The following is a 17,702-nucleotide window of genomic DNA, read 5'->3' on the forward strand; positions in this document are numbered from 1 at the left end:
GCACTTATACAACCATGTTAAAAAAATATAATTACAAAACGTTAGGAAAAACTGAAATCCAGCAACTGGTCGCTAGGAATACAGATCCGAACAATGCAATACAAGAGGTTGTCCAAGAAATTATTCAACAAGTACGTCAACAGGGAGATATCGCCTTACGCGAATATGCAGCCAAATTTGATAAAGTTGAACTTGACAGGTTATATTTAGACGAGGAAGATATCGACGTGCTAGCGTCTACCATAGGTCGTGATCAACAAAGAGCACTGGAGATTGCGTTTCAAAATATCCATAAATTCCATAGTACACAATTAAAAAGAGAGCGTACTGTCGAAACCATGCCCGGTGTAAAATGCTGGCGGGAGGTTCGTCCAATTGAAAAGGTGGGGCTATATATCCCTGGAGGGTCTGCGGTCTTACCGAGTACACTTTTAATGCTAGGTGTTCCGGCAAGAATAGCTGGATGCAAAGAAATCGTCGTTTGTTCGCCACCGCAATCCAATGGAAAAATCAATGGTTTTGTCGCTTTTTGTTTAAAATTGCTTAAGATAAACAGAATATACCTCGTTGGAGGCGCTCAGGCCGTTGCTGCTATGGGCTTCGGAACGGAGACTATACCAAAAGTTGATAAGATATTCGGTCCAGGTAATCAGTTTGTCACTAAAGCAAAATCAATTGTGCAGGGCCTAGCAAATGTCAGTATTGACATGCCTGCAGGACCATCCGAAGTACTGGTCGTGGCTGATGAGTCAGCTACCCCAGCGTTCGTCGCAGCTGATCTTTTGGCACAAGCCGAGCATGGAGCTGACAGCCAAGCTGTCTTGGTTGCAACTTCCATGACCATAGTTGATGCCGTCAACAAAGAACTTGTGGCCCAATTAGCGGTTTTACCTCGTAAGGAACTTGCTGCAAAAGCTATTGAAAATTCCTATGCAATAACTGTTGAGAATCTTCAGGATGCCATACAGTTTTCAAATGATTATGCGCCAGAACACCTTATTTTGGAGACGGACCAATGGGAGTCCCTAACACGTTATATCAGTAATGCGGGTTCGGTGTTCTTGGGACACTTGACACCTGAAAGTGCAGGGGATTATGCCTCTGGCACAAACCATACACTGCCTACATCAGGATATGCACGCTCCTACTCAGGTGTATCTGTGGATTCTTTTGTAAAAAAGATTACATTTCAGCATATCAACGAAAGTGGACTTCAACAAATCGGGTCAGTAGTTGAAATACTCGCTGAACTTGAAGGCCTGCAAGCGCATAAAAATGCTATTTCCATTCGGAAGAAATGATATAGGATGAACTCTTGAAATCACAAAAAAAGCTTTACGATGTAAAGCTTTTTTTGTGAAATTGATCTTTCGAATATTCATTACTAATATTGACTACATTATCTCCCGAAGGTATCATAATTATCCGTTGCATATTTTTCAAATCGCGTAAGCAAAGCTATATTATCTTTTTCCAATTGACTTAAGTCCGCATTGACATCTTTGGAAATAGGTACATACCAATCTACAGGCTCAAAAAACTGACGAATGCTGGGTTTAGTAAATGCATAGCCATGTCGGGCAAAAATAGTATTCCGAATAATCTCCAAATCTAATTTCTTGAGGTTTTTCAGATCTTTCTCCGTCAACTTTTGCTTAGATGCATTTACCGTAAAGACTGCGGGAGACGCAGATCTATAGTACTGTATAATGTATGTATAAGTTGAATCCCCGTCAACGTCGGTCTCCTCCTTTCTTTTTTCATTAATCCAGTCGACCAAAGTTCCGTCTTCTCCATCCTGATTTTTTAGCATCAGATTTGGATTATAGGCGAACTGTTTTTTTAACAATTTAAAGCTGCGCTTTTTGATTTTTACTCCCTGGTCGTATGCGGTCCAATTGCCGATTAAGGTATCGTGATTAAGTTTAATTTCAAAACGTCCATCGGACTTTTTATCTCCAGGTTCATCCAATAATAGCCGTACATCAGCACCGTTTTCCTCCAGCTTTCCCACAAAGGAACGCAGATTTCCCTTGACAACATTCTGTCCAAATATATTGCCCTTATCGGTAATTTTTTTTATGGTCAAATTTATCTTCGGAGAATAATCTGTTGTGGGTAACTCCTCTCCTTCTTCAAGGGTACTTTCATCCACAACAAATTCGCCGACCCAATTGCCGTAAAGTTCCTGATGTGCCTCACGTTCGACAACAGTACTATCTTTCGCTTCGGCGACTTCATTTTTTTTGCTTTTCCCATCCTTACAACCTAGGACTGCTCCAAGCAATAACATTAAACAAAGGTTTTTCTTCATAATTTATGATTTTTTTGATAAATAATAAATTCTGCCAGCAACAAATTAGGTATCCATCCCAACCAGGCAATAATTTGATAGACATCCATTGGATTGGGCTGAAACAAGTATACCAAAGCGACCTTCCAAAATCGCAGAGTCAATGCCGAACAGGTTAATGCAAAACTGCGGATCATAAAATCACGGTGTTTATTAAATTTTCGCTGACCTGCCAAACGAACTGCTCGCCATGTAAAATAGAACCATCCGAGCCCCAATAATTCAAATGCAATAATGGATATTAAACCACCATTTGCAACAGAGCCAATAAATAAGCCCGAAGGCGCAGCAAAAATTAAAACTATCAATACATACAAATAGCCGATAGCTCGATGAACACGTGGATATGTATTCAATAGATAGGTACTAAACTGGGTAAAGCCGGCAGGCAAAGCAAAGATAGCTGTGCAGACATGAATATAAAAAACGTAACGATACCACCAGAGCTCTTTAATTTCAGTTTGCTTGATCATCAAAAAATTGGCATCGAGATCGAAGCCACGGTAACGAAGTGTAATTTCCACCATAAGCAAACAGCTATAGGCAAAAATTAAAAGCCAAAATCCATGTAATATCGAAAATTGAGCTTTTTTAAACATATCTCCTTTTTATTTACTCCGGATAGCTTCTACGGGATCCAACCGAGAAGCCATTAAAGCAGGGACAATTCCTGAGATCAGGCCAATAAATGTAGAAAGCGAAACGGTAAGTATCACCATTTTTAAACTAACAACAATCGCCACACCGGTAGCAGCTTGCACTAGAAATGCCAAAAAATAGACGACGATGAGACCTATCCCCCCACCCAACAAACAAAGTACGATAGACTCCACTAAGAACTGTGAAAGAATAAAGAAATTTTTAGCGCCTAATGCTTTTTGAATTCCGATGATATGCGTACGCTCTTTGACACTTACAAACATGATATTCGCAATACCGAAGCCCCCAACTAAAATCGAAAAAATACCAATTGAAAAACCTGCAAGATTAATAATGCCAAAAAGCTGATCCAAAGCACCCGTAATCATAGTTGTCTGATTGATGGAAAAATTCTCTTCCCGTTGCGGGGATATCCGACGGATGGAACGCATGAGTGTCTTCGCTTCGCTCTCAGCCTCGCCAAGCGTGTAGTTCGATTTAATAACCATCGCTATACTCGGTGAGAAATTATCATAGTTGACCAAATTCCGAGCCAGTTCAAACGGAATAAAGGCCGTATCATCAGGAGAAGTATTGATCAATACACCATTTCCTTCTTTCTTTAATACACCAATGACCTGGATTTTTCGTCCTAACATATTAATATATTTGCCAACTGGCTCCTCATTAGGAAAAAGCCCTTCTGCAATATTCGCTCCTAATACAGTCACAAGAGCTCCCCCCCTAGACTCGCTTTCAGCAAAGTAACGACCATCGACAATATTCAAATTTTGAATGTAAAGATTTTCATAGGTCGCCGCATTGACCGACGAACCTTGGGCCGAATTATTTTTATATTTTATCGTCGTATTGCCAATATTGATCATATAGGCCATATACTCTGCAGTCGTCATCCGGCTTTTTAAGTCCAAATAATTGTTATACGTAGGTTCAGGTCTATTCAAGTATTTCCACCAAGGAAAATTGGGACCTCCATCCCATGGCCATTTTTCGATGTAGAGCGTTTTACTACCAATCTTTTTAACAGATTCTTCGATATTATTCCGTAACGTATCTACGGCTGAAAATACACCTATGATCGTAAAAATACCGATGGTTACACCCAGCAATGAAAGCAAAGTCCGTGTACGATTGTCCTTTAATGCCGAAAAAGCAAATTGACAACTCTCCAGTATTAATCTAAAAAATAGCATAATTGTATCCTAAAATACAATATAGTTTTGATTTAATGTCAAAATCAACAAAAATATATGTATAAATTAGAAATATGCCCTTTCTATACCCGAAAAAATTATAACTTTGTATGCTTTTTGCAGCCTGGTATTTGGCGCACTGTAATGCGCTGAAAGGCAGATATTAATATATATATTATTAAAGATGAAGTTATCTCAGTTTAAATTCAACTTACCAGAATCATTACTTGCTTCTGAACCTTCTGAAAATCGTGACGAATCGCGCTTGATGGTCCTACATAGAGATACTGGTAAAATTGAACACAAAATTTTCAAAGATGTATTGGATTATTTCGATGACAAAGATGTCATGATCTTAAACAATACTAAAGTTTTTCCAGCCCGCCTTTACGGTAATAAAGAAAAAACTGGAGCTACGATTGAAGTTTTCTTGTTGCGTGAATTAAACAATGAACTTCGTCTTTGGGATGTGTTGGTAGACCCTGCGCGTAAAATCCGTGTAGGCAACAAATTATATTTCGGCGATGATGACTTATTGGTTGCCGAAGTAGTTGACAATACGACTTCCCGTGGCCGTACAATTAGATTTTTATTTGATGGTACGGATGAAGAATTCCGCCGCAATATTGAAATCTTAGGTGAAACTCCGCTTCCTAAATACATCAAACGTAAAGCTACACCGGAAGATAAATTCCGTTACCAAACGATCTACGCAAAAAATGAAGGTGCTGTTGCCGCTCCTACAGCTGGACTTCACTTCTCAAGAGAGTTAATGAAACGTCTGGAACTAAAAGGGGTTGATTTTGCAGAGGTTACTCTTCACGTTGGTCTTGGAACTTTCCGTACCGTTGAAGTCGAAGATTTGACCAAACATAAAATGGATTCCGAGCAATTTATTATCACTGATGAAGCTGCGCGTGTTGTTAATAGAGCAATCGACAATAAACGTCGTGTGTGTGCTGTAGGAACGACTTCTATGCGTGCAATAGAATCTTCTGTTTCTGCAGATCATCACTTAAAAGCGGCATCTGACTGGACCAGTAAGTTCATTTATCCTCCTTACGATTTCAGTATTGCAAACTCCATGATTACAAATTTCCATACGCCGGAATCTACGCTGTTGGTGATGATTGCTGCTTTCGCTGGATACGAAAATGTCATGAATGCATACGAAGTGGCTGTTAAAGAAAAATACAGATTCTATAGCTATGGCGATGCCATGTTAATTATCTAGTTATCTGATATAACAAAAACAGAAAACGTGGATGGCCTCATAAACTATCCACGTTTTTTTTAAATAAAAACCTTTCAATAAAACCATGAACTTTGTCATAATCGTTGCTGCAGGAACCGGAAACAGAATGAAGAGCGACCTTCCAAAGCAGTTCCTTAATTTGAATGGGCTGCCGATCGTTATGCATACAATTAATCGCTTTTGCCAATCAGAAACTATTTCGGAAGTTATTTTGGTCATCAGCGAGCCAATGGAAAGTTTTTGGACCGAACTGTGTTTGAAGTATCAGTTTGATCGCCCTATACATATCGCTTTTGGCGGACAAACCCGCTTCGAAAGTGTAAGGAACGGAATAGATTACATTCAGCAAAATTTTGATATTGGTCCTAAAGATTATATTGCGGTACACGACGGGGCTCGTCCGATTGTCTCAGACGATTTAATTAGAAAAGCTTTTCAAGGAGCTTACGAGCATCAAGCGATAGTGCTGGCACAAAAAAGTATAGAATCTATTCGCATGGGTGACATGTCAACAAATAAAGCCGTAGATAGAAACCAGACCTGGATGATACAAACGCCACAAGTCTTTCATGGGGAATTGTTGCTAAAGTCCTATCAACAAGATGAGGATCCACTTTTTACAGATGATGCTTCAGTCGTAGAAAAAATGGGCAAACGTATCTATATTGTTGAAGGTGATTCCAAGAATATAAAAATCACCTATCCACAAGACTTACAAATTGCCCAATTTTATTTAAAACTACTTTAAGTGAATTTAAGCATTGCCACGAATAACACGTAGTAATACTACGATAATTGCAATCACCAAAAGAATGTGGATGATATTATTGCCAGCCGCATAACCTCCAAAAAAACTTATCGCCCAAATGATAACTAAAATAACGGCGATGATATACAGTAAATTTCCCATTTCTTTATAATTTAATACCTAAATCTATTTTTTATAGGTATAACAACGAAAAAAGAACTATAGTTTTATTTTAAATGGATTAGCTAATTTCAAGCTGTAATCTATCGTAAGCTAGAAACATATTTTCGGGCAATTCTCTGGAAACAGCTTCATGCAGTCCCATTCGATGCCCTATATGTGTAAAATAGGTTTTATCGGCTTGAATATCATAGGCAAATTCAATGGCCTCTTCCAAAGTTAAATGTGAAATATGGGATTCCTTTTGTAAAGCATTTACCACAAGAACCTTTACTCCTTCCAACAATTTTCTGGATTCATCGGAGATGAATTTAGCATCAGTAATATAGGCGAAATCTCCGATCCTAAAACCCAAGACTGGCATTTTATAGTGGAGAACCTCAATAGGCATGATTTCCTTTCCAAATAAAGGCAATGGCACCCCGGGCTTAATCACCTCCAAATCCAATCTCGGAGCTCCAGGGTATTTAACCTCTGTAAAGGCATAATAAAATTCACGTCTTAGCGCTTCATGAAGTGCCTCAGTACCATAAATAGAAATTGAACTGTGCTGCTGATAATTAAATGCTCTTACATCGTCTAAACCAGCAATATGATCTTTGTGTGAGTGCGTCATTAAGACAGCATCCAAATGCATAACTTTCTCACGCAGCATCTGATACCGAAAATCAGGACCGGTATCCACAACCAATGTATGTTGATTGTATTCAATAAGAATAGAAGAACGCAACCTCTTATCGCGTTCATCATTAGATTGACAGACCTGACATTGGCACGCTATTACAGGTACCCCTTGTGATGTTCCCGTTCCTAAAAATGTAATTCTCAAGCTACAATTTTTGATTTCAATACCTCTTCATATAATGGGAGAAGTTTTTCAGAAATAGCCTCCGAGTCAATTTCAATATCCAGTAATATATTCCACAATGATTGGATTTTTATTTCAAGATTCGAAAACTTATTGACCACTACAACTTTTGTCGTCTGTAACATACAAGCACCTGTACGAAACGAACCCTTCTCGTACCTCACCTTATAACCTTGCTCCTTAAAAAACTCTTCTATCTTCGTTAAACTGCTTTGTGTAAACGGCAACAAAATCTCTCCTTCTTTTAAATTTCTACCTCAGTATCCCAAACTTAGATAAATTTGATTTTAAATACAAATAAAATCAACGCTGTCAGTTAATGGGCCAGTTTAAGAATTTCACTACCAAAAGTATCCCAGCTATATTTCTTTTTTTCGTCAATAATATTTGTTCTAAACTGTTCCTCTTTATCATAATGATAAAATGAGAAAATTCCATCAGCAATTTGATGAGCATTTGGTTCTACTACATATCCAACATACTCATTGTGAACCAATTCAGGCAATCCACCGACATTGCTGACGATCATTGGAAGATCAAAATGATAGGCAACCTGAGTAATTCCACTCTGAGTAGCACTGCGATAGGGAAGGACAACACAATCTGCGGCTGAAAAATAACGTCCCACCTCCTGATTTGGAATAAAATCAGTATGCATAAAAATAAATTCCTCTAGTTTATACTTTTTTATAAGATCTAAATATGGCGCTGGGTCACCATAAAATTCACCTGCGAGCAACAATTTCACACCAAGGTTACGAATTCTGAAATCAGCCAATGCTTCCAGCAGAATATCCAAACCTTTATACGGACGAATAAAACCAAAAAACAATACCACTTTATCCTCTTCGGCAATCTTAAGTAATCGACGTGCTTCCTTTTTACTTTGATGCGCACCATAGTTATCGTAGAGTGGATGCGGCGTATATACAGCTGGCATTTTAGGACTTAAGGTCTTCAAGTCCTTTAGTACACTTTTACTCATTGTGAGGCAAGCATCAACGGATTTCAAAAAATAACGAATCAACTGCTTATCCCCTATGCGCTGTTCATGTGGAATAATATTGTCAGCAATGCAGACGATTTTAGTATGCTTATTTTTTCGGACTTGTCGTTGGATTGTCCCCAGACAAGGTCCAAAAAATGGCATCCAAAATCTCACAATAAGCAAATCGTAATTTGCCCTTTTTAGCTCCTTGCCAACACTTAACCAATTAAATGGATTAATCGAATTGACCTTTGTCTTGATACGAAGACCAACTGGTGCTGGTTCATCGGAATACTGTGACTTTCCGGGAAAAAGGAAATTGGGATACTGTAGACTAAAGGAATAGATGTCTACTTCATGGCCTAACTCCTGAAAATGGGATGCCAATCGTTCATTAAAAGACGCTATCCCCCCTCCCCTCAATGGATAGGCGGATCCTAAAATCACAATTCGCATAATTATTTAGATGACTTTCTCAATTTGATAATCATTCCGATCGGAACTGCTTCTAGAGACTAATTCTGCCAAGAAACCTGTCAGAAATAATTGTGTTCCCAAAATAATCGCTGTCAGCGCAAAGAAAAATAAAGGCTGATCTGTTATATCTCTGAAGGGAGTACCGCTGGCTATACTCATAAGCTTGTGGCAAATCAGATAAATGGAGATAAATAAACCCGCAAGAAAACTAATCACGCCCATAACACCAAAAAAGTGCATCGGTCTTTTCGAGAACTTACCAACAAAAAATATGGACAATAAATCCAAGAAGCCTTTTACAAAGCGACCGGGACCAAATTTGGTTGTGCCGTATTTGCGTGGGTAATGCTGTACAATCTGCTCCTGTATATTTGTAAATCCAGCCCATTTTGCGATAACGGGTATATAACGATGCATTTCACCATAAACCTCAATGTTCTTAACAACATCCTTTTTATAGGCTTTAAGACCACAATTAAAATCATGCAGATTATGAATTCCAGACATCGACCTGGTCACTCCATTGAATAATTTGGTTGGGATTGTTTTGGTCAATGGATCATAACGTTTTTGCTTCCAACCGGATACCAAGTCAGCCCCTTTATTTATGATTCGATCATACAATTCAGGAATCTCATCAGGACTATCCTGTAGATCCGCATCCATTGTAATAACCACATCGCCCTGTGCAGCAGCAAAACCTACATTCAAAGCAGCAGATTTCCCATAATTACGTCGGAATTTAATCGCAGAGATATTACTATTTTTTAACTTCAACTCTTCAATAACCTTCCAGGAATTATCTCTACTTCCATCATCAACTAAAATAATTTCGTAGGAAAAATGATTGGCCGCCATAACACGGTCGATCCAAGCTGTCAATTCGGGTAAGGATTCTTCTTCATTAAATAAAGGAACAACAACAGAAATATCCATGTGAATGTTAATCATGCTAAAAGTATAGTATTATAATACCAACAAAGGTATTACTTTTTCAGTAATACCTTGTAGGAACAATTTTATTTTGTTAACCACTAATTGGCATCTTGTCTAATCGCTAATTTTTCCCGTTTTGTCAAGGCGGATAATAACAATGCAAAAACAAATTGAAACATCAATGTGATGGCCAATCCTTTGAGCACCTGTCCTAAGGTTATCTTTCCGATAGAATCAACTTGTTTTTCAAGTTCTGCAATTTTTGAATCAATCACTTCATCTGGCACGTTGTTTTTTTCCATATACTCAATGGTAACATTAATCGTATGTGTCACTACCTTTTCTTGCAAGGTTGGATTAATGAAATTGACATATAGTTGTGTTCCAATGGTGGAAATAATGGTGGAAATAGCAAGCATCATAAATATCGATTTCAATGCGATGGAAAAATTCCAATATCCACCATTTGCTTTCCTAAGAGAGAAAGCAAACAACGCTGAAATAACAACGAAAAGACCAGTGTTAACAACAAATGACATCGACATTACTCCCCAGAAAGAATTCAAGTCTTTGACAACAAACAAGACAACTAATCCGAGAACAAAAGAAATTATTCCTAAGATGACACCATAGATAATACTTTTCTTCTTATCAATTACCGCATCAAATCCTATGTTACTTTGATTGATTGAATCTGCCATAAAGTTATTTGTTATAGTAGGTACTAATTATTTGATAAAGGGCGATGTCAAAGGCTTTATTGTTCGACGCTTCCGCATATTCTTCAAACTGTTTTTCAGTAGGTTTCAACTCACTAAAGAAACTCATCATCGGATAGAAAAGTTCATAAACTTCACTTCTTGGATTGAGTCCTTTACCTACTTTTGCAATTTCAGCATATGGGCTATCTACGACAATTTGATTGGCAATGATATCTTCATAAATCTCATGCTCATCTTGAAATTCATCTTCATCAACCAGCAAAAATTCTTTTAAGAAATCATCCAATTCAGGTTCAATCTCATCATCCTTGCACTCTCCTAAATAAAGAAAAATATTCAACAATTCGGTTCCTCTATCAATGGTCTCATCTTCTATAGCTTCCCATTCCTCGGAATCCAAATAGTCATCTTCAAGCTTTAAAACATCATTGGAGAAAAAGTTCATTAGTAAAAGATCTACATAAATCTCACGTAACTCATCAAAAAGTGGATAATCATCAAAAGATTGATCCAACAGTTCTAATTTCTCTAAATAACTTGCTTCCGTATTGAATACGCCAATAATCTTTTCAAGAAACTCCGGGGCTGTCGAGATTCCATCAACCTTGCCATAATTTAATATACCTGCCTCAACGGCTGCTTTAATATTTGCTTCCATGGTTTTAATCGTTTTTTATGATTTGATTATTATTGATGACCAATTCGACAACGCCAATTAACTTCTGTCCGAATAGTGGTGAATTTTTTGATTTTGATTTATTCGTTTTTTCATCGAAATTCCAAGATTTCTTCAGGTCGAATACGACAAGATTAGCTGTAGCCCCCTCTTCAAAACGAGGAACTTCAAGTCCCAGAATTTGTCTAGGTCTAATTGACAGGCTATTTACAATTTGCTCTTCGTTAAGTCCAGCACGAATCAATAAGGGTAACACTGTTTGCAATCCGATAACGCCATTTTTTGCAATATGGAATTCAACATTCTTAAACTCTATTTCCTGCGGCGTATGTTGAGAAACAATAGCATCAATGATACCATCCTTAATAGCTTTAAGTAAAACTTTTGCATCCCCTTTGGTTCGTAAAGGTGGACTCACTTTATAATTACTATCAAAACCGACAATATCTTCATCAGTAAAAACCAATTGATGGGCAGCAACATCACATGTCACAGGAAGACCTTTTGCTTTAGCTTTTTTTATCAGATCAACAGCTTCCGGCGTACTAATAGACGCAAAATGAATAGGAGCCCCAGTATATTCTGCCAAGTAGAGGTCACGAGAAACCATCAGCGATTCGGCAAGATTGGGAATACCCTTCATTCCCAAATAAGTACTCATCGCGCCTTCATTCATTTTATTTCCACCAGCCATAGATTCATCTTCAGCATGTGAAAAAATTAATCCATCAAATCCTTTCGCATATAACAATGCTCTACTCATTAATCCTGCCTGTTGTACACTTCTATTTCCATCACTAAAGGCAACGGCACCTGTCTGCTTCATATCGAACAACTCGGCCAATTCCTTTCCTTCTCTCTTTTTGCTGATCGCTCCAATCGGATGGACATCAACAATATTTCCTTTTGCCGTATTGACAATAAGTGCAACCTCGGAACGACTTTGAATAGCGGGTTCAGTATTTGGCATCACTGCTACTCCAGTAAACCCTCCCGCCGCAGCTGCAGCGGTTCCAGTTTGGATGTCTTCTTTAGTTTCTAGTCCGGGCTCTCCAAAATTGGCATGTAAGTCAAAAAAACCAGGCGCTAAAATCTTTCCAGCACCATCAATGGTCTCAATGTTTTTATCAGCTACTTTGACAGTTTTTCCAATCTGTGCAACCTTTCCCTTTTCGATCAATACATCAACTTGCTGCTGATGAAATTCGTTACCAGGTAAAATTACTTTAACAGAAGTAATCAATAAGCTTTTCATATATGAATGTGATTGAAATTAATAGGATACAAATTGTTTATCGAAGCATGTAGCGTTCGCAGTATGGACAAACAGACAGCGGCTTTATCACTATAAATCATATAGCTACAAATAACTTTTTCGCGTGATGCTTGTGATTGCTTCATTTCGAGAAACAAAGTTACAAAATACAAATTTATTAAAGAACATTAAAAATAGATTTCAACGATCAATAACTAGGTATTTTCTCCCCACTGATAATGTTTAAATTCAAACCCTGCAAGGCTCAGTATACGGTCGACCACAGTTTCCGCTACATCCTCCAACGTCTTTGGCAAACTATAGAATGAAGGCGATGCAGGACAAATGATCCCACCAGCCTCCGTAACCAGTTTCATATTTTGAATATGAATAATACTCAAAGGCGTCTCACGAGTAACCAAAATCAATCGTCGCCGTTCCTTTAGCATGACGTCAGCCGCACGTGTTGTCAAATCGGAAGAAATTCCCTGCGCTATTCGTGATAATGTCCCCATAGAACATGGGCAAACAATCATCGTATCATAACGTGCCGATCCTGAAGCAAAAGGAGCAAAAAAATCACCTTTATCATAAAACTTGAAAGGTACGTCCTGATAACTCTCATCACCTAACTCCGCGCGCCATACATCCATTGCATTATTTGACATCACTATCCCAACCTCTGCAATTTGTGTTCTTAATGCCAATAGCTTTTTAAGTAAAACCTTAGCGTAGATCGAGCCGCTAGCTCCAGTAATGGCAACAACAATTTTTCTCTTCGACATCTTTTTTAAAATATAAAAACAAAGCTATAAAAAAAGGGTCGTAGTGAGAAACACCCGACCCTACATCTACCTATGAAAAACATGCCCTTGGGAGGGGCTTAACAAAAGTACATCTAGTTTTTAATTTACAAAAACATTATATGCATTACTACACATTTGTGTATATAAAACACCCAAAAAACAACCTTTTTCGAGCTTTTACTTACCCATCCCTCCTTCAAAATCACCTTTCATCTCGTTTTTCAATTCAATCTATGACAAAATGAAATACAAATAATTTCTTCAATCGAACATTTATTCTCATGAATAAAGTCTATTTTAGTACGACAGTTAGACAATTAATGAAGACATGAATCTTTCCGTTTTAGAACAATATATTGAAGAAGGCAAAAGCCACGACATTGACCTATTATTGATTGGAAACCCCGAACTTTTACAAGAAACAACAAGTCATGGAATTTCCCCATTATTATTAGCTTGCTATTACAATAAACCGCAAATTATACGGATACTTCTACAGCACACCAAATCCATGACTATCCACGAAGCCTGTGCCGCCGGATTAACCTCATATCTCGAAGCTATTATTCAACAAGCTCCGGCCGTTGTTAACGAGTGGTCATCACAGGGTTTTACACCATTGACAATCGCTGTCTATTTTAACAAAGTAGACATTGTTCGTCTTTTGTTATCAAAAAAAGTCAACCCAAACGCAGTAACCAAAAACGAACAACTTACGACAGCGCTACATATTGCCGCGTCAAACAACAATGAAGAGATTGGAAAGCTCCTTATCGAGGCCAACGCAAATGTCAACGCCATTCAAGCTACTGGCGAAACTCCACTTCACTTTGCAGCTCAGCATGGTAACATCGATTTTATTGTCGCCTTATTAGAGAATGGAGCTGATACCAGAGTCATCAATATTTCAGGATTATCTCCAATTGATCTCGCTTACGAAAAAGGTCATAGAGAAATTGCCGAGATTTTAAAGAACTAGTTTTTTTTCAAAATTTCAGATCCGATTCTGCAATAAAGACAACGTTTCCTATCACAATAGAATCTCTTTAACTGCAAAATCCCTTGGCTTTGCAATGCACTTTGAACATGCCACTCACATTGAGCAAACTGCCGCACAACAACATTTTTTTCTGCAGGCATCTCCTCCAAAAGCTCCAAAGCTTTATCTACATAAGTTTCAATACCAAAATATTTACCATATGAAAAAAGAAATACGACAATAACGTTGATCACCAAGATATCAACCGCATCTTTACCCAACCGTACCGATTTTTTCTCCCCCGCTTTTGTACCGAATGAAAAATGCGACACCCAATAATCGCTTAACGAATCTATCTTGAACAATTTTCTAGCTACCGCCAAATTGTCAACAGCTAAAATCTTAGAGACACCCAGCTCATTCTTACAGAACAAAACTGCTAATTGGGCAATCCGCCGCTCAGGAAAATTATAAGGCCTCATTCTTAACTTTTTCCAAATACCAGATACAGATTCCAAATCGTGAATATGTTTTTGGTACTTAAACTCGTCGATTAATTGCTTAACATACTTACTATCTTTCTGTTGCTTTAGCAAACCGCTGATTCCAAAAAAAAGAGCTTCTATTTTAAACAGATTTGAACGATATTTTTGGAGAATACTCAAAGGCAATTTCTCTCCAAGCTCCTGAAATGTATCGGCATTAACTTTTAATCCCATACACCTGCACATCCATACCCAAAAAGTTTTTTCCCAATCCGCATCAAATTGTTTTAAAATAACCATGATCTGCTGAACTTTCATTTCCAGGCGCTCAATCGACAAAGTATTCAGCCACATTGATTTCTTTAAATCATCAATAGAGCCAAGCTGAAATCTACAAGGGATCCAGCTTTTTGTACTCATCATATTTGAATATCTCTCCAATAAAAGCTGATCTACATATTCTGAAAGCACAACTGTCGGTATAGCCGTTCCATCGCTTCGGTAGATCACTCTATCATTCTTCCAGACGACATGCAGGATGACGTTATTATAAGCATCATCTTGCTGGTGACAGTGCCGATCCCAATCAGATGATCGAATATGCATCTCCACGTGACCAAACCAGTCACTACCTTCACACCTAATATGAGACATTAAAAAATCGGGACCGGAATCTGTATTATATTGTCCCACATGAACAACGACCAAGGATTCTCCATCAGCAGAACTCAATCCATTTGTACGGAATAGCCGAAGTTTCCAGATAAACTGCATTAAGTTTTCTGTAACTAACATAATTGTAATTTAAGAATTAAACTAACCGGCTATGGCTTATAATTGCCTAAATATACAATTTAATCATTATTCTTTCTTATAGATCTTTATTCTTTCTTATAGATCTTTAAAAGATCATTGGAAACCAATTTACTTTCGATAATTTGCCCACTGAATCGCGGAGCCATAATCCCATTAAATAGCTTGATTTCAGATTCAAAAACTCTTGCCTCATCCCACAGCCCCGCATCGATAAACATTTGTAAGGTTGCACGCCCCCCTTCTATGATTATTGACTGAACATCCATTAAATAAAGTTGATAAAGAATATTCTGCGGCAAATACAGACCATAATTCTCGAGCTCAATGTACTTTACGTTTTCCTTCCATTCTGTCTTTTTAGCATTAAACACAATCGTATCAGCTTGTCCATTGAGAATATTGGCATCAAGCGGAATAGCCAGATCTCTATCTAAAAGAATCCGTAATGGATTTTTACCCTGCCAATGTCTTACAGTCAGACTTGGATTATCGACCACTGCCGTTTTTGTACCGACCAAGATAGCATCTTCCTCCGCTCTCCAACGGTGAACTAGCTGCTGGCTAGCAGCATTACTTAACCAGATCTGTTTATTTTCCTGACCAATAAAACCATCCTTAGACTGAGCCCATTTCAAAATAACATAAGGGCGAAATTGACCAATACGCGTAAAGAAACGACGATTGAGCCATACCGCCTCATTTTCCAGCAAGCCAATTTCAACTTCAATACCCGCTGCCCGTAATATTTCCACTCCTTTGCCATTGACCTTTGCAAAAGGGTCCAAACACGCTACATAAACTTTCGAGGGTTTTAAGTCTGCAATCATATTGGCGCATGGCGGTGTCTTTCCGAAATGTGCGCAGGGCTCAAGGCTAACATAAAAAGTACTTTCCCCAAGAACCTTCTTTGCGTCTTCACCATACCTTTGTATAACCTGCTGCACAGCGTTAACCTCTGCATGCGGTCCACCATAGGGAGAGGTATATCCTTCACCGATAATTTTACCGTCAAATACTATCACCGCCCCGACCATTGGGTTGGGACTCACGGAACCCGCACCCATTTGAGCAAGTTCCAAACAACGATGCATATATTGCCTGTGCATATCCATAGATACAAATCTATGAAAATCGTACCTTTGACACATGAAAATACTTCAAGATTTCGAATTATTATTTCAACATGAGCTCCAGACGTTATACGATAACGATGAAATAAAAGCAATATTCTTCGTAGTTATTGCCGAAACATTTGGATTAACTAGAGCCAGTTATCAGTTTAGGAAAACAGATAGCGTAAGCGAAACGGATAGTGCGGACATAGGTAGGATCCTTCAGGATTTAAAAAAGCATAGACCTATACAATATATCTTCAATAAAGCGGATTTTTATGGCGAAGTTTTCCAAGTCAATGAATCGGTCCTAATTCCCCGGCAAGAAACTGAAGAACTTGTTGATCTGATTATTAGAAACCACAAATCTTCTCCAAATTTAAAAATCATAGATATAGGAACTGGCTCGGGCTGCATTCCGATTACCCTGTCAAAGCATCTAAACGATGCATTAGTCACAACAGTAGATATCTCAAAGGAAGCTATAAAAACCGCACAGGAAAACGCTAAGAATTTTAAGACCTCAATTCAATTTATCAATGCAGATATATTCGAATGGGATTATATTTTTTCTGATCAACAATATGACATCATCGTATCCAATCCTCCTTATATTACCCCTGGAGAAAAACAATATATGAGCCAAAATGTATTGGCTTATGAACCTGAACTTGCATTATTCATTGAAGAAAGCGCTCCGCTGATTTTTTATGACGTTATTTCATCTTTCGCATTGAAACATCTAGCGCCGAAAGGGGATCTTTACTTTGAAATCAATCAATACCTTGGTGCAGAAATGGAAGAGCTCATAAACAAAAAGGGATTTGAGCAAGTCAAACTTATAAAAGACATCAATGGTGCAGATCGAATAATTCATGCAAAGAAAAAAGCTCAATAAAAAATAATCCTTTTATTTACTAAGCAGTTAAGGCTTTTTCAGCAAAATTTACCCGTAATAATTTGGCATATATTAAAAGAAATTCTACCTTTGCATCACTTTCAAAAACAGAAAGGATTCCGTAGCTCAGCTGGTAGAGCAATACACTTTTAATGTATGGGTCCTGGGTTCGAATCCCAGCGGGATCACAAAATAAAAGCTAATCGTAAGATTAGCTTTTATTGCTTAAGAATGCCAGGGTTCAAAAGAGGTGCCAACCAGGCTCGATCCCCCACAAAGAAACTAATACCCCTCT

The 17,702-nt window shown here is 38.0% G+C and carries 18 protein-coding genes and 1 tRNA gene; 6 read left to right on the top strand and 13 right to left on the bottom strand.

The window, feature by feature from the left end; all coding sequences use genetic code 11:
- The first annotated feature begins 14 nt into the window (after nt 1-14).
- The gene (hisD, locus tag AB1Z56_RS11505; RefSeq protein WP_309363513.1) at nt 15-1,301 is read left to right on the top strand and encodes a histidinol dehydrogenase; all 1,287 of its coding nucleotides are present in this window, start codon (nt 15-17) and stop codon (nt 1,299-1,301) included.
- A 98-nt stretch (nt 1,302-1,399) separates the two neighbouring features.
- On the opposite strand, the gene AB1Z56_RS11510 is transcribed toward hisD, so the two are convergent.
- The 3 genes from AB1Z56_RS11510 to AB1Z56_RS11520 form a co-directional block, all read right to left on the bottom strand.
- Nucleotides 1,400-2,314, bottom strand: coding sequence for a YARHG domain-containing protein (locus AB1Z56_RS11510; protein WP_309363512.1), 915 nt, complete (start codon nt 2,312-2,314; stop codon nt 1,400-1,402).
- Nucleotides 2,311-2,880, bottom strand: a complete 570-nt coding sequence (locus tag AB1Z56_RS11515) for a DUF2306 domain-containing protein (protein ID WP_426792090.1) — start codon at nt 2,878-2,880, stop codon at nt 2,311-2,313. Before AB1Z56_RS11515 ends, AB1Z56_RS11510 begins: the two co-directional genes overlap by 4 nt.
- 81 nt (nt 2,881-2,961) lie before the next feature.
- Complete coding sequence (locus AB1Z56_RS11520) at nt 2,962-4,206, bottom strand: ABC transporter permease (RefSeq protein WP_293906691.1); 1,245 nt, start codon at nt 4,204-4,206, stop codon at nt 2,962-2,964.
- A 184-nt stretch (nt 4,207-4,390) separates the two neighbouring features.
- Between AB1Z56_RS11520 and queA the strand changes: the two genes are divergently transcribed.
- Nucleotides 4,391-5,440, top strand: a complete 1,050-nt coding sequence (gene queA / locus AB1Z56_RS11525; protein WP_046674451.1) for a tRNA preQ1(34) S-adenosylmethionine ribosyltransferase-isomerase QueA — start codon at nt 4,391-4,393, stop codon at nt 5,438-5,440.
- 85 nt (nt 5,441-5,525) lie between these two features.
- The gene (locus AB1Z56_RS11530) at nt 5,526-6,209 is read left to right on the top strand and encodes a 2-C-methyl-D-erythritol 4-phosphate cytidylyltransferase (RefSeq protein ID WP_313267081.1); all 684 of its coding nucleotides are present in this window, start codon (nt 5,526-5,528) and stop codon (nt 6,207-6,209) included.
- A 6-nt stretch (nt 6,210-6,215) separates the two neighbouring features.
- On the opposite strand, the gene AB1Z56_RS11535 is transcribed toward AB1Z56_RS11530, so the two are convergent.
- From AB1Z56_RS11535 to AB1Z56_RS11570, 8 genes are all read right to left on the bottom strand, one after another.
- Nucleotides 6,216-6,371, bottom strand: coding sequence for a lmo0937 family membrane protein (locus tag AB1Z56_RS11535; RefSeq protein ID WP_104382583.1), 156 nt, complete (start codon nt 6,369-6,371; stop codon nt 6,216-6,218).
- A gap of 79 nt (nt 6,372-6,450) precedes the next feature.
- The gene (locus AB1Z56_RS11540; RefSeq protein WP_426792091.1) at nt 6,451-7,218 is read right to left on the bottom strand and encodes an MBL fold metallo-hydrolase; all 768 of its coding nucleotides are present in this window, start codon (nt 7,216-7,218) and stop codon (nt 6,451-6,453) included.
- 355 nt (nt 7,219-7,573) lie between these two features.
- On the bottom strand, nt 7,574-8,701 hold the full coding sequence (locus AB1Z56_RS11545) for a glycosyltransferase (protein ID WP_313267085.1): 1,128 nt from the start codon (nt 8,699-8,701) through the stop codon (nt 7,574-7,576).
- Nucleotides 8,702-8,707: 6 nt separating this feature from the next.
- On the bottom strand, nt 8,708-9,658 hold the full coding sequence (locus AB1Z56_RS11550) for a glycosyltransferase family 2 protein (RefSeq protein WP_309364005.1): 951 nt from the start codon (nt 9,656-9,658) through the stop codon (nt 8,708-8,710).
- A 98-nt stretch (nt 9,659-9,756) separates the two neighbouring features.
- Nucleotides 9,757-10,359: a DUF4199 domain-containing protein gene (locus AB1Z56_RS11555; protein ID WP_313267087.1), complete on the bottom strand. Its 603-nt coding sequence runs from the start codon at nt 10,357-10,359 to the stop codon at nt 9,757-9,759.
- 4 nt (nt 10,360-10,363) lie between these two features.
- Nucleotides 10,364-11,038, bottom strand: a complete 675-nt coding sequence (locus AB1Z56_RS11560) for a hypothetical protein (protein ID WP_309363495.1) — start codon at nt 11,036-11,038, stop codon at nt 10,364-10,366.
- A gap of 4 nt (nt 11,039-11,042) precedes the next feature.
- Nucleotides 11,043-12,311, bottom strand: coding sequence for a dihydroorotase (locus AB1Z56_RS11565; protein ID WP_426792092.1), 1,269 nt, complete (start codon nt 12,309-12,311; stop codon nt 11,043-11,045).
- 215 nt (nt 12,312-12,526) lie between these two features.
- Complete coding sequence (locus tag AB1Z56_RS11570) at nt 12,527-13,096, bottom strand: UbiX family flavin prenyltransferase (protein WP_309363491.1); 570 nt, start codon at nt 13,094-13,096, stop codon at nt 12,527-12,529.
- Between the two features lie 349 nt (nt 13,097-13,445).
- Here AB1Z56_RS11570 and AB1Z56_RS11575 point away from each other — a divergent pair, with 349 nt between their 5' ends.
- Complete coding sequence (locus AB1Z56_RS11575; protein WP_426792093.1) at nt 13,446-14,096, top strand: ankyrin repeat domain-containing protein; 651 nt, start codon at nt 13,446-13,448, stop codon at nt 14,094-14,096.
- Here the strand turns inward: AB1Z56_RS11575 and AB1Z56_RS11580 are convergent.
- Both AB1Z56_RS11580 and ribD read right to left on the bottom strand, forming a co-directional pair.
- Nucleotides 14,093-15,376, bottom strand: a complete 1,284-nt coding sequence (locus AB1Z56_RS11580; protein ID WP_426792094.1) for a DUF2851 family protein — start codon at nt 15,374-15,376, stop codon at nt 14,093-14,095. The genes AB1Z56_RS11575 and AB1Z56_RS11580 overlap by 4 nt on opposite strands.
- Nucleotides 15,377-15,462: 86 nt before the next feature.
- Entirely contained in the window at nt 15,463-16,509 is a 1,047-nt protein-coding gene (ribD, locus tag AB1Z56_RS11585; protein WP_426792095.1) for a bifunctional diaminohydroxyphosphoribosylaminopyrimidine deaminase/5-amino-6-(5-phosphoribosylamino)uracil reductase RibD, read from the bottom strand.
- Between the two features lie 34 nt (nt 16,510-16,543).
- Here ribD and prmC point away from each other — a divergent pair, with 34 nt between their 5' ends.
- Both prmC and AB1Z56_RS11595 read left to right on the top strand, forming a co-directional pair.
- Nucleotides 16,544-17,407: a peptide chain release factor N(5)-glutamine methyltransferase gene (gene prmC / locus AB1Z56_RS11590; protein ID WP_313267096.1), complete on the top strand. Its 864-nt coding sequence runs from the start codon at nt 16,544-16,546 to the stop codon at nt 17,405-17,407.
- Nucleotides 17,408-17,522: 115 nt separating this feature from the next.
- Nucleotides 17,523-17,595: transfer RNA gene (locus AB1Z56_RS11595), tRNA-Lys, on the top strand.
- Nucleotides 17,596-17,702 lie beyond the last annotated feature (107 nt).

It is taken from the genome of Sphingobacterium sp. WOUb80 (genome assembly GCF_050058145.1).
Lineage (GTDB): Bacteria > Bacteroidota > Bacteroidia > Sphingobacteriales > Sphingobacteriaceae > Sphingobacterium.